Raw genomic sequence first — 12698 nt, 5'->3', positions numbered from 1 at the left:
GGCGAGCGGCCTGCGAGGCAATTGAAGCGATGGATTAAAGCGCGCCGATATCCTGCAGCTTCTTCAGCACGGCCATGTTCGGCTCGCCGGTCTCCGGCAGACGATAATGCTTCTGGAAGCGGCGGATGGCCGCTTTCGTCTGTTCGCCAGCAACCCCGTCGACGCTGACATTGCTATAGGCGATATTGCTCAGTCCCTTCTGGATCTGCATGACCATATTCACCGTGTTGACCGCATCGTTCGGCGTGGCCTTTGCCACGACGGTGCCGGTCCTCATGTTCTTCTCGGCGCTCTGGATGGCCGCGGCAACCGGATCGATGGCCTCCGCCGTAGCAGAGACATTGATAGGGCGTTGTGCGGGAACGACTGGGGCACTCGCCCTGCCACCTGCAGCCGGAGCGAAATCAGCGGCATTACTGGCCTTGAGGGTGGCGAGAAGCTCAGGCGTCGGGGCACCCGTCTGCGTCAGGCCTGACGCTTCCTGAAAGAAGAGAATAGCGGCTGATGTGCGCGAGCCCGGCACGCCGTCCGCAGCACCGTCATAGAGGCCATGACGAATGAGCTCGGCCTGCACATCGGCAACCAGCTTCGAGGGCGCGGCGGACTGTGCAACGGCGGGATTGGCCGATGGTGCCGCGGCGGTGACCGAATCCTGCCGCTCGATACGGAAGGTCGTGACGTTGCCGGCGTCGGTCTGCTGTGCATGCAGGAAGGCTTTGCGGCCGGGGATCTGATAGGGAGCGCCGGGGTCACGAGTGCGCAGCAAAGGCGATGGATGCGCGCCCGTCTGATACCAGAGCGCATTGGCGGTGACGAAGCCGAAAACTCCGAGAAAGAGAGCAACGCCGCCGGCAATCGCCGGATGCCGGCCCACGGCGCCGCCGATCAACCCCGCAAAGGCGCCCGCTCCACGAAGGCCAAGACCACCCAGCGCGGTGCCTCCGCGCAGGCTGAGGCTGCCCAGGGCGACCGCTCCGCGAGAAGCCAGCCCAGGCTGCTTGCGCTTGCCCTTGCCTCTTCCCTTAGGCGATTTTCGCTTTTGCGGGGCCATTCATCCCTTCCTCTTTTCGCCCTTCACTCATCTCCGCAGTATGTTTCAGGCGCGGCGGAAAATCGACAGGGCGATTGACATCCGCAGGCTGCTCCACAGCCAAGACGCCCGAACCATCGATCGGAATAAGAATCGTGATCACCGTGCCCTCGCCCGGAGCACTGGCGATCGAGAAGCTGCCGCCATGCAGGGCTACCAGCCCCTTGACGAGCGACAGACCAAGGCCGGTGCCGGCGTAGCGGCGGGTGTAATCGTTCTGGATCTGCACGAAAGGCTGGCCCAGAGAGGCCAGCAGCTCGCTGGCGATGCCGATGCCGGTATCGCCAACCGAGAGCTTCAGCATTCCATCGGTCAATGCCGCATCGACGGTGACCGCGCCACCGGCATCGGTGAACTTGATGGCATTGCCGACAAGGTTGATCAGGACCTGCTGAAGCGCACGCTGATCGGCAACGATCTCGCCCAGGCCGCGTTGAACGCGGCTGGAAAGGGTCAGGCCCTTTTCCTTCGCCTGTAAGGCCAGCATTGCCTCGCATGTCGCAATGGAATCTTCGATCGAGAAGGATTCCATCAGCAGTTCATAGCGTCCAGCTTCGATCTTGCTCATGTCGAGCATGGTATTGACCACCGACAGAAGGTGGGCGCCGGACTGGCGAATCAGGCCGACATATTCGCGCTGCCGGTTGTTTTCCAGCTTGCCGAAATATTCGCCGCTGAGAATATCGGAAAAGCCGAGGATCGCATTGAGCGGTGTGCGCAGTTCATGGCTGACGGCCGCCAGGAAGCGCGACTTGGCATCATTCGCCGATTCCGCCTCAGCTGTTTTGCGAGCGGCGTCTTCACGGAGCTGCTGATCCTGCGAAATATCGCGCAATTGGCTGACAATGCCTGTCAACCGGCCCTCGCCATCGCGGCGGGCGGTCAGTTCCACACGAACATGGACGAATTGCTCGTCACAACCGATGACGGCGGATCGTTCCAGGCGCAGATCGACGCAGATCGCATCTCTGCCCTGACGAAGAACGTCGATTGCCTGCAGGAACACGATCCTGTCAGACACATGAATCTGCTCGATCAGGCCGCGGCCCGTCGGATCGCGCATCCAGCTCAGAAACTCCGCCCGGTCGCGACCGCCGACGGTGGTCACGTTTCCCTGCGGATCAAGCAGCAACACCATGCCGAAGGCGGCTTGCAGCATCAGATCGCGATGTTCGACGACGATGGCGTCCGCAGCATGGGAAGCTGGGCGCTGGCGTGTCAACGCAATGCTGCCGACGGCCGAAAACAGGAAAGCAGCGCAAACCGTGGCCACACCGGCAGGCAATGCCACGGCCGGACTGGTGACCAAGGAGAGCCCGGCAGGAACCGCAAAAAGTGCGACGGAGGAGGCAAGCGCAAGCCGGCGCAGGATCGCCAACTCCTGCGCAGGGACCTCGCCATTCCCGTTCGTCCCGGAGAGCCAGCTTCCGCTCACCCGGTCCACGAAGGCTACAGCCCCAACAGCCATTTTACTCAATACGCGCACACTACAACCCGTCAAAACGGTCACTTATTGGACTGCACAATAGGCCTTCGCGACTTAAGGAAAGAATAAAGAGAGAACCTGCCGACCGGCCGAAAAGCCTCCGAAATCCCGTTTTGGCGCAGAATGCCTGACCTTTGTTTTTTGTGGTTAACAGCGGGTAAGCAACGGATTTTATTCGTATTTCCGCCGCGCGTTAACTTTTATGACAAGGCTAGAGCCCGCAAATGCCTGCGTATCAACAGGATCGGGCGAGACATGCTTAACAGCAATCGCTACAATTTGATCTAAATGCGGTGCGAATTTGGAAAGCTAAAATTTGAATCAAATTAGCCGAAAATGCCACCGAGTTTTGAAAAGTGATGTTGTCCTCTGCCGGATAGGGTTCAAGCCACATCGGACAGACCAGTCCGAATCGGCAAACGAGCCGAACGACAGAGAAGGTGGGCAAGGACATGTGGTTTCTGATTAGAGCGGGGTTCTGGTTTTCACTGGTTCTCATGTTTCTGCCGATCTTTGCCAAGCCCGATGGCGCGCCTCGGCCGGCCGGCGAACCAACCATGCAGGTTTCCGATGCGATTTCGGCGGCTTCGGGCGTCGTTCAATATGTCGGCGCCATGTGCACCGAAAAGCCTGAGGTCTGCGTCAAGGGTGGCGAAACGCTGACCGCACTTGGATATCAGGTCGGTGACGGCGCCCGGGTCGCCTATGACATGCTCGGCCGCCACTTCAAGGACCAGTCCTCCAATACCGTTGCCGGCACCGCAGTTGCGCATGTAAGCCCGGAACAGATTGCCGCAACGACGCAGCCGATGCCTGCCAAGCGCGTGACCGGCACCGAGACCGCCGATGTGGTCGTCACCGGAACGGTGCGGCTGCCCTCCTCCGTGCCGTTGCCAATGCCGCGGCCACGGATCTGACACCTTCTACTCTTGCCCGCCTCATGCGCCGCGAGCCAAGTATGGCCAGCGGCGTTCTTTTTTGCAGCGGGTTCAAATTGCCCGCCGTTTCGCTTATATCCATCCTCAATGGATAATCTGGACAGATACAATGGCTGCGCTTGACAAGATCATCGAGGACTTCGCCTTCCTGGACGAGTGGGAGGATCGTTATCGCTACGTGATCGAACTCGGCAAGGCGCTGCCCGACCTGCCGGAAGACAAGCGAACGCTGGAAAACAAGGTGCAGGGCTGCGCCAGCCAGGTCTGGCTTTTCACGCATGCATCCGGCGATCCCGAAAATCCGACATTGACCTTCGAAGGCGATTCCGACGCGCATATCGTCCGCGGGCTGGTGGCAATCGTGCTTGCCACCTATTCCGGCAAACAGGCCTCGGAAATCGCCGCTCTCGATGCGCTCGACGTCTTCGGCAAGATCGGTCTGGTCGAGCATCTCTCGTCGCAGCGCGCCAATGGATTACGCTCGATGATCAAGCGCATCCGTGAAGAAGCGCGCGTCAGGGCGCCTGCCTAAACAATTTCAGAAGAGTATTGGTAGACCTTCGTTCGGCGCTGCGCCGGAACACTATCAACGGCACAGCGATGCGGATCCCATCGATCGCATGACATATCCAGGCCGCTACCCGGCGGCCATAGTCAAAACCCGGCTCGAAAGCCGGGTTTTTCTTCAAGCGTCATGACTCTCAGCGGCTGCCGCGCTTGCGGCGCTGCCCGAGACCCATTTCCTTCGCAAGGCGGGAACGCGCTTCCGCGTAAGCAGGCGCTACCATCGGATAATCCGCTGCCAGATCCCACTTCTCGCGATACTCTTCGGGCGAAAGACCATGATGGGTCATCAAGTGGCGCTTCAGCGACTTGAAGCTTCCACCACATTCCAAGCACGTAATCTGGTCATCCTGTACCGATTTACGGACAGATACGGCCGGCTTCTGCTTTTCCACAACGGTAACGGCGGGCGCCGGAACCGAGGTGCTGCTCAAGGCGGAATGTACGTCGGAAATCAAATTCGGAAGGTCGCTGACCGGTACGACATGGTTGCTGACATAGGCCGCAACGATGTCGGCGGTCAGTTCAACCAGTAACTCCTGCCCATTGCCAAGGGCCGTATCTGACATTGTGTTCTCCTGTTCATCGGCTTGCTTGCTGCGCCGCGTCTCCAGAGAGCCCACAGGCACAACGTTGCTATGTAATCCGCGCCTAGCCCAGAAATCTGCTGATCCCCAAGTCCCGTAGCGCCGAGCAATCCGCACAAACGCATCGCCCGTATTCGTAGCAGCCATCAGCAAAAAACGGTGGATAAACGCCACATTTCATACCGCAGGAAATCCACCCCTAGACTTCACGCGAAGAAAACCGCTTCTTGCCGCCTGATGTCAGGATTAGCGACCACACGAGGTGATCTCCAATCGTTAACCGGAGGAAAGTTTTGCTCAGCTTTTCCCCAAGAAAGTTAAAAGCATTGAGAGCTTAAACCCGGCCGAGACTAACTCAACATCAGAACTCTACTTGAATCTGAATTAGCACTCTTTACCCAAATGTCCAGTTTTTAATACCAACATTTCTTCGCAAAAAATTCATCTACTAAAAAACAGATAACTAAAGAGGCGAACTGCTATTGCTTCTTTAACAATCTTTGCGTTTGTTAGGTCTTCTTCCTATACACGCGCCTCGCGATTTGCCCTTGAAGTAATAATTCGTCCCGCACGGAAGGCTCGGTCAGTCGATACCTGGCCTTGTGCGCCGCTCGTGCGAGAAGATGCGCGGCAATCGGTGCGGTCAGCACGAAAAAGACGAATCCGGCCAAGGATCGTGCCAATATCGAGAAGTCTTGCGAATGAATACCGACCGCAAGTAGCAAAAGGCCGGAGCCAACTGTACCGGCCTTCGACGCGGCATGCATGCGGCTGTAGAGGTCAGGCAAGCGGACGATGCCGATCGCGGCGATGAGCGAGAACAATGCCCCTGCCAGCAAGATGACTGCCACGAGGATGGCCCAAAGCAGATCCATTACCGTCCTCCCTTTTGTCGCCGGTTTTGCTTGCGCGGTCGCTTTCGCAGCGATTCGTTACTATTCTCCCGCTCGGCAGGAGACCGCGCCGAAGTGCCGGATTGTGCTTGAGTAAGAACAAACCGGGCAAAGGCGACGGTGGCGAGAAAACCGACGAGCCCCAGCGAAATTGCGATATCGATATAGAGCGTGAAGCCGGTCTTGATGGCGATGACGGCGATGAAGCCGATCGCGATTGCCACCAGCATATCGAGCGCCACAATTCGGTCCGGCAATGTCGGGCCGGCGACCACACGATAAACCGTAAACAGGAATGCGACGCTCAAAATGCCGAGCGCCACCATTGCTGCTGCCGAAACGATGGATGCCGCCATCATCGGAAAGCCTCCAGTATCCGGCGTTCGAAGCCGTCAGCAATGCTGCGCCTGATGGTCTCCGGATCGGAGCAATCGAGCGCGTGGACGTACAGGGTCTTGCGATCGTCAGAAACGTCGACGGATAGCGTGCCCGGCGTCAGCGTGATGAGATTGGCGAGCAGCGCGATTTCAAAATCGCGATCGACGGTCAAAGGGAAGGCAAAAATCCCGGGCTTCACATCCATCTTCGGGCTCATGACCGCAACGGCGACCGCCCAGGCGGATTTGGCAAGTTCGCCCAGAAACAGGAAGAAGAGTGCAAGGATCCGTCGAACACGGCCGAGATAAAGCACTCCGCCATAGGAAGACCGCACGATGGCAAGCGCAATCGCCGCGAGGACGAAACCGAACAGCAGATTGAGGAAAGAAGCACTGCCTGTAATGGCGACCCAGACGATGGCGAGCAACAGGTTTAGAACAAACAGGATCATTGCTTAGCTCCCGCCTGCGGGAAGACCGAATGCAGATAGGCTGTCGGCTGTTCAAGACCAGCCGCGGCAGACTGGGTCAGCTGCAAAAGCCTTTCGGGAAAGAAGCCGAAGGCGACAACGAGCAGAGTGAGAGCGAGAAGCGGCATGCTTGCCTGCCACTTGATCGGCTCTGCCGAGACGGCAGTGTCATCCGTCGCAGGTCGCCAATAGGCCAGCAGGAAGACGCGGCCAAAGACGATCGTGGTCAGGAAGCCAGCGAGCAGGATCGTGGCGGCAAGCCACCATGCGCCGGTGGAGAGCGCTGCCTTTACCAGAACTACCTTCGGCCAGAAGCCGGAAAAGGGCGGCAGGCCGCTGACAGCGAAGAACAGCACCAAGGAGAGGCCGGCGAACCAACCGTTCCGCCGGTAAAGCCCACCAAGAGACGTCAGCGAAAAGCTGCCGCCGAGCCGGGCGACTTCACCCGCAAGCAGATAGAGCGCCGTCATCAGCACCATGGAGTGCAGCGCGTAGAAGAGCGTTCCGCTGAGGCCATCGGCACTGCCAAGGGCGACACCCGCCAGCATCGTGCCGATCCCCGATATGACGATATAGCCGAGCATACGGCGGATGTCGTTCGAGCCGAGTGCCCCAAGCACCCCCGCCAGCATCGTGGCGATGGCAACGACCGTTATCATCGGGCCGAGTTCCATGCGCTCGACCGGCAGCAACATGACCAGAACCCTGATGAGCGCATAGACGCCGACCTTGGTCAGCAGGCCAGCAAACAGGGCTGAAACGGTGATACGCGGCGTATGGTAGGAGGCGGGAAGCCAGAAATTGACCGGGAAAGCCGCCGCCTTCATGCCGAAAGCGAGCAGAAACAGACCGGCCAGCGTCATCAGTGGCGCGGTGGTGTCGCCAGCCCTTGCCCTGATCGCGATGTCGGCCATGTTGAGCGTGCCGAAGATGGCATAGAGGTAGCCGACAGAAACGAGAAACAGCGTGGTGGCGATGAGGTTCAGCACCGCATATTTCAACGCGCCGTCGATCTGCTCCCGCTCCGAGCCGAGTATCAGCAGGCCGAAGGACGAAATCAGCAATACCTCGAACCAGACATAGAGATTGAAGACGTCTCCAGTGAGGAAGGCGCCGCTGACGCCGGCCAGCAACAGCATCAGAAACGGGAAAAAGCCATAGCGGCGGCCGCTGGTGCCGATCTCTCCGAGCGCGTAGATGCCGGCCGCGAGCGCAACGATCGCCGCAGCCAGTGCCATGGCAGCGCCGAGGAGATCGACGCTGAAGGCGATACCGAAGGGTGGCAGCCATCGACCCATGACCATCGTCACGGCTCCATCGCTCGCGACCTTGTAAAGCAAGGCGGCGTCCATGAGCACCAGCAGCAGCAGGCCGGGAATAGCGATCCAAGCGTGCCATTCCGTGCGGTTACGCAACATCAGGAGTATGGCGCCAAGGCAAATGCACAGGGCGACCGGCAGGATGACTAGCCAATGCCCGAGCGGCACGGGTGCCGCCACCAGCGCGGCAGAGAGATCGACGGGAATGTCGGTCGGTCCGGCCATGTCGTCAGTACCCCAAAGGCGGCAGCGGCCGCTCGTCTGGTTCGGCTACTCGCATCTCGCCGGTATTGTCCGTCTTGAGGTCCTGATAGGCCCGATAGGTCAGAACAAGCAGAAAGGCGAGAAACGAAAAGGAGATGACGATCGCCGTCAAGATCAGCGCCTGCGGCAGCGGATTGGCCGCAGCCAGATCCAGCGTGCTTTGGCCTTGCGGAATTATGGGTGGCACTTCACGCGTTATCCGGCCGGCGGTGAAGAGTAACAGGTTGACGGCATTCCCGAGAATCGCGATGCCGAGCATGATGCGGATCGAGAATTTCGACAGCATCAGATAGATCGCGGCGGCGAAGAACAGGCCGACCAGAGTGGCGAAGACGACCTCCATCAATCGACCTCCCGCTCTTCAAGCGCAAGCGCGATCGAGGTGATGGCGCCGACGACGACCAGATAGACGCCGATATCGAAGAACATGACAGTGGAAAGCGGTACCTCGACGCCGAACAGGTGCGGATAGATCCACAGCCCGGTCATGAACGGCACACCGGAGAAGACGGACACGAAGCCGGCGACGGTGGCTGCCAGCAGGCCAAAGCCGGCAATCGCCAATGGGTGAAAGATGATGGCGCGACGCACGGCCGTCACACCGCAGGCGATACCATAGATCGCAAAGGCAGAGGCTGCGATCAGCCCACCGATGAAGCCGCCGCCGGGTTCGTTATGGCCGCGCAACAGCACGAAAACGGAAAAGAGCAGCATCAGGGCCGTCAGAAACGGAGCGGCAGTGCGGAAGATCAGCGTATTCATGAGCGCTCCGCCTCCATCTTTTCCTCAAGATCGGGATCATTGGCCGCAAGCTTGCGCTCGCCGCCAGCGCGGATGCGGATCAGCGCCAGAATGGCAAGCCCGGTTATAGCAACGACGGCGATCTCGCCGAGCGTATCCGTGCCTCGGAAGTCAACGATGATGACGTTGACGACATTGTCGCCATGGGCGATCAGCTTCGAATAATGATTGAAGAAGGCCGTCAGCGTCAGATCAAACGGCGCCTCCGTCGCTTTCAGCAACAGGAGGCCGAAGCCGGTACCGCAGGCGATGGCAATCAGGGCATGGGCGAGCATTTTCAACGGCGGACGGCGATCCGAAGCGGAAAGGCGCAGGCGCGTCATCACCATGGCCAGGATCACGACCGCAAGGGTTTCGACCATGAACTGGGTGAAGGACAGATCCGGTGCACCGAACAGCAGGAAGATGACGGCGACAGCAAAGCCTTGAATGCCGAGCGAGACGATGGCCGTCAGCCGGTCGCGCGCAAGCACCACGGCGGCAAGGCCGATGATGGCGATAAGGAAGATGGTCGCCTCATGCCATTGCAAATTCGGCCAGGCAGGGATTGCCGGCAATTCGCCTTGGAAAATGGGCGGAAGCAGCAGCATAGCCGCGAGGCAAAGGAACGTCACGGTTACATAGATCTCGAGGCGGCCTGGCTGCAGGATGCGCGAGACAACGTGCGACACTCGAACCAGACCGGAGATAAAGCCATCGAAACCGCGATCCGGCCCTGGACCCAGGTTCCGCAAGATCACCGACATCAGGAAACGCGCGCGATCGAGCTGCCAGTAGACGAGGATGCCGATGAGCACGGTGACGAGCGAGAGTGCCAGGGGCAAGCCGATATGCGGTACTAGCGAGACCGAGATATGCAACTCCTTGCCGCCGACAGCACTGGCCATCGGCGAGGAGACGTATCCGTGCCATGATCCCGAGAGCAACGCCGAAGCGAGACCGAGCAAGGCGAGCACCACCGGTCCGAGCCATAGCAATGGCGGCGCCTCGTGAGGATGGCGTGGCGTCTCGGTAAGGGACCCGACGAAGGGTTTGAGTGCCACGGCAAAGGCGATGGCAAACATCAGCGCGTTGCCGACAACGGCGATGACGGTCAGGATAATCGCCCACGGCGAAGCCTGCGCCAATGCCACATAGATCTCCTCCTTGGCGAGAAAGCCGAAGGCAGGCGGCAGGCCGCCCATCGAGACGGCAGCAAGAATCGCTGCGGCGAAGGTGAGCGGCATTGCGGAGCGCAGACCGCCCAGACGGGTAATGTCGCGCGTTCCCGTTTCATGATCGACAATGCCGGCGACCATGAACAGAGCGCCCTTGAACAGCGAATGCGCCGCCAGATAAAGTACGGCGGCCTCGATGGCATAGTCCGTGCCGAAACCGGTGAGCAACACGAGCAGGCCGAGCGAAGAAACCGTCGTATAGGCGAGCTTCAGCTTCAAGTCGGTCTGACGGATCGCCAGCAAGGTTCCGACCAGCAGCGTCGCGGCGCCGAAAATCGGAAGGATCGTCTGCCACGCCACGGTATCGCCCATGACAGGATTGAGCCGCATCAGCAGGTAGACACCCGCCTTCACCATCGTCGCCGAATGCAGATAGGCCGAAACGGGGGTCGGCGCTTCCATGGCGTTCGGCAGCCAGAAGTGAAACGGAAACTGCGCCGATTTGGTGAAAGCGCCGCCGAGCACCAGGATCAAGGCGGAGAGATAGAGCGGGCTTGTACGTAGGGTGTCGCCGGATTGCAGCAGTTCGGACATGGAGGCGATGCCGGTGATCTGCCAGATCAGCAGCAGGCCCGCCAGCAACACCAAACCACCACCGCCGGTAACCACCAGGGCCTGCAGTGCCGCCCGGCGCGACGCTTCCCGCTGATGGTCGAAGCCGATCAGCAGGAAAGAGGTGATCGACGTCAGCTCCCAGAAGACGAACAGCGTCAAGAAACTATCGGAGACAACAAGGCCGAGCATCGAGCCCATGAACAGGAACATGAAGGAGAAGAAGCGCCCGAGATCCGCATGCCCCTTCAGATAACCTCCTGTGTAGAGGATAATCAGCGTGCCGATGCCGGTAATGAGCAGAGCAAAGGTCAGCGAAAGGCCATCGAGCAGCCAGGAAAAACGCAAGCCCAGGCTTGGCACCCAGTCGAGGCCACCCTCAACAGCCTGCCCTGAAGCAATCTCGGGTAGAAACCCGGCAAAATGGAGAAAAGCGAGCGCGGGCAGCAGCGACAGCGGCCAAGCTGCATTATGGCCAAATCGGCGAACGATAACGGGCGCGATCAGCGCACCGAAAAAGGGCAGACATAGAGCCAGGAATGTCAGGCCCGTGACACCGGCCATGCCTTCCCCCTGCTGAATCATCATGCGGAATCCGGCAAAACCGGAGCTAGGGTGCAGGGATAGGCGAAAGGGTGGCCCCTCTCAAGCCCCGGCGAGAGAAAACCGGACGTAAACCACTAAAATCGGTTTTCCGCGGAACTGATGACGAAGGTTGCAAGCTTTTTCGCCACCGCGACATCACAACTACAAATACCAGCCGGCTAAACCGCCATTTCTGCATGGCTCGCAATGAAGCTGTAACGAATTTGAGCTAATTTACACGCATTTCCTAAATCGCTATGGAATTCCTATGGAAAATAGGGCTATTCTTGATCGGTTTGCAGCACCCGCCTCCCGGAAACCGCAATGCTCGCGCGTCTGATCGCCCTCCTGCTTCTTTGCCCCACCTCGGCATTTGCTGCTGACTGGTGGTCCTATGACAATGCGGGCTTCGGTTATGCGATCGAGTTGCCGTCGGACTTCCATCTTTCGGCACCATCCGACGACCTCAATCGCCTTGCGCTGTCACCAGCGGACCGATCCGCGATGCTGCAGGTTTTCGGCACAGCGGTCGCCAATGGCGACTTCACGACGGAAGCGAATGTGCGTGTCGCGCTGGCCAAGGATCAGGGCTGGAAGATCTCCTATTCCAAATCAACTTCGCGTGGCATCAGCTTTTCAGGCACGAAACAGGGCCGCATCGTCTATGTTCGCGGCGTGGCGCTTTGCAACGGCGGAGCCGCGTTCTTCCAGATGGATTATTCAAAGGCGGACATGCAGCGCTACGACGTCATCGTCATGCGTCTGGCGCGCAGCCTGCGGTCGACGAAGAAGTGCACGCCGACAGCGCAGATCGTCAAAAACCTTCCGGTGACAGGCTGAAACATGTGAGCACCGCCGAATAGTGCACGGCGGCGGCGGCAACCACGAAGCCGTGCCAGATGGCATTCTGGAAGCGCAGCTTTTCCCATACGTGAAAGATGACGCCGAGCGAGTAGATCACCCCGCCGATGACGATCAGCAGCATCGAGGCGAAAGGGATATACGTCGAAACGGGCTTGGCCACGACGATGCCGCTCCAGCCCATGGCAAGATAGAGCAGGATCGCCAGCCGATCGTAGCGCCCCGGAAACAGGCATTTCAGCACGATGCCGAAGGCCGCGAAAACCCAGACCGCTATCAACATGGCAAACAGCAGCGGATCCTCGGCACCACGCTCGAGAAAAGGCGTATAGGTGGCGGCAATCAGCACATAGATGAAGGAATGGTCGAAACGCCGGAGAAACCATTTCGTCCGCGACACGGGCCACAGATTATAGGTGAAGGACATGCCCAGGGTCAGCACGAGGCCGATGCTGTAGATCCAGGCGGCAGCGATTTCGCCATGGGAGCTCCAGACGGTCGCGTAGAAGATCAGCACGGTCGCGCCGATGAGCGCAAATATGACGCCGACGCCGTTGACAATGCTGTCGGCGATCACTTCATACCGGTCATAAGCCCAGCGAATGCCCTTGTAGTCGGCCATATAATGCGTGTTCCAATTCCGTAACCGCCCGATCCTTGCACCTCGCCAAGGTGGACGCAACCGCACGGAACG

The 12698-nt window shown here is 59.3% G+C and carries 14 protein-coding genes; 3 read left to right on the top strand and 11 right to left on the bottom strand.

Going from position 1 to position 12698, the window contains the following annotated elements; all coding sequences use genetic code 11:
* Positions 1 to 34 precede the first annotated feature (34 nt).
* Both ACQZ6F_RS14190 and ACQZ6F_RS14185 read right to left on the bottom strand, forming a co-directional pair.
* Positions 35 to 1051, bottom strand: a complete 1017-nt coding sequence (locus ACQZ6F_RS14190) for a peptidoglycan-binding domain-containing protein (protein ID WP_449093586.1) — start codon at positions 1049 to 1051, stop codon at positions 35 to 37.
* Positions 1023 to 2558: a sensor histidine kinase gene (locus ACQZ6F_RS14185; protein WP_449093587.1), complete on the bottom strand. Its 1536-nt coding sequence runs from the start codon at positions 2556 to 2558 to the stop codon at positions 1023 to 1025. The genes ACQZ6F_RS14190 and ACQZ6F_RS14185 overlap by 29 nt, the downstream gene beginning before the upstream one ends.
* Before the next feature lie 470 nt (positions 2559 to 3028).
* Here ACQZ6F_RS14185 and ACQZ6F_RS14180 point away from each other — a divergent pair, with 470 nt between their 5' ends.
* Together ACQZ6F_RS14180 and ACQZ6F_RS14175 are read left to right on the top strand one after the other, a co-directional pair.
* Entirely contained in the window at positions 3029 to 3493 is a 465-nt protein-coding gene (locus ACQZ6F_RS14180) for a DUF5330 domain-containing protein (protein WP_449093588.1), read from the top strand.
* Between the two features lie 130 nt (positions 3494 to 3623).
* Complete coding sequence (locus ACQZ6F_RS14175; protein ID WP_449093589.1) at positions 3624 to 4046, top strand: SufE family protein; 423 nt, start codon at positions 3624 to 3626, stop codon at positions 4044 to 4046.
* A 169-nt stretch (positions 4047 to 4215) separates the two neighbouring features.
* On the opposite strand, the gene ACQZ6F_RS14170 is transcribed toward ACQZ6F_RS14175, so the two are convergent.
* From ACQZ6F_RS14170 to ACQZ6F_RS14135, 8 genes are all read right to left on the bottom strand, one after another.
* A complete protein-coding gene (locus tag ACQZ6F_RS14170; protein ID WP_068387651.1) occupies positions 4216 to 4647 on the bottom strand; it encodes a Ros/MucR family transcriptional regulator in 432 nt (143 codons plus the stop codon).
* 527 nt (positions 4648 to 5174) lie between these two features.
* On the bottom strand, positions 5175 to 5540 hold the full coding sequence (mnhG, locus tag ACQZ6F_RS14165) for a monovalent cation/H(+) antiporter subunit G (protein WP_449093590.1): 366 nt from the start codon (positions 5538 to 5540) through the stop codon (positions 5175 to 5177).
* Positions 5540 to 5917 (bottom strand): cation:proton antiporter, encoded by a 378-nt coding sequence (locus ACQZ6F_RS14160; RefSeq protein WP_077472637.1) that lies wholly within the window; start codon positions 5915 to 5917, stop codon positions 5540 to 5542. The genes mnhG and ACQZ6F_RS14160 overlap by 1 nt, the downstream gene beginning before the upstream one ends.
* Complete coding sequence (locus tag ACQZ6F_RS14155; protein WP_449093591.1) at positions 5914 to 6387, bottom strand: Na+/H+ antiporter subunit E; 474 nt, start codon at positions 6385 to 6387, stop codon at positions 5914 to 5916. Before ACQZ6F_RS14155 ends, ACQZ6F_RS14160 begins: the two co-directional genes overlap by 4 nt.
* Positions 6384 to 7949 (bottom strand): Na+/H+ antiporter subunit D, encoded by a 1566-nt coding sequence (locus ACQZ6F_RS14150; protein ID WP_449093592.1) that lies wholly within the window; start codon positions 7947 to 7949, stop codon positions 6384 to 6386. The genes ACQZ6F_RS14155 and ACQZ6F_RS14150 overlap by 4 nt, the downstream gene beginning before the upstream one ends.
* 4 nt (positions 7950 to 7953) lie before the next feature.
* Positions 7954 to 8331: a Na+/H+ antiporter subunit C gene (locus ACQZ6F_RS14145; protein WP_077472640.1), complete on the bottom strand. Its 378-nt coding sequence runs from the start codon at positions 8329 to 8331 to the stop codon at positions 7954 to 7956.
* Entirely contained in the window at positions 8331 to 8750 is a 420-nt protein-coding gene (locus ACQZ6F_RS14140; RefSeq protein WP_077472641.1) for a Na+/H+ antiporter subunit B, read from the bottom strand. The genes ACQZ6F_RS14145 and ACQZ6F_RS14140 overlap by 1 nt, the downstream gene beginning before the upstream one ends.
* Positions 8747 to 11122 (bottom strand): putative monovalent cation/H+ antiporter subunit A, encoded by a 2376-nt coding sequence (locus ACQZ6F_RS14135; protein ID WP_449093709.1) that lies wholly within the window; start codon positions 11120 to 11122, stop codon positions 8747 to 8749. Before ACQZ6F_RS14135 ends, ACQZ6F_RS14140 begins: the two co-directional genes overlap by 4 nt.
* Positions 11123 to 11467: 345 nt before the next feature.
* Here ACQZ6F_RS14135 and ACQZ6F_RS14130 point away from each other — a divergent pair, with 345 nt between their 5' ends.
* Complete coding sequence (locus tag ACQZ6F_RS14130) at positions 11468 to 11983, top strand: hypothetical protein (protein WP_449093593.1); 516 nt, start codon at positions 11468 to 11470, stop codon at positions 11981 to 11983.
* Here ACQZ6F_RS14130 and trhA read toward each other — a convergent pair.
* The gene (gene trhA / locus ACQZ6F_RS14125) at positions 11958 to 12626 is read right to left on the bottom strand and encodes a PAQR family membrane homeostasis protein TrhA (RefSeq protein WP_449093594.1); all 669 of its coding nucleotides are present in this window, start codon (positions 12624 to 12626) and stop codon (positions 11958 to 11960) included. The two genes, ACQZ6F_RS14130 and trhA, sit on opposite strands and share 26 nt — an antisense overlap.
* Positions 12627 to 12698: the final 72 nt, after the last annotated feature.

The organism is Rhizobium sp. A22-96 (assembly GCF_053521805.1).
The sequence above is the reverse complement of the archived record's forward strand: the minus strand, read 5'-3'. Positions and strand labels throughout refer to the sequence as shown.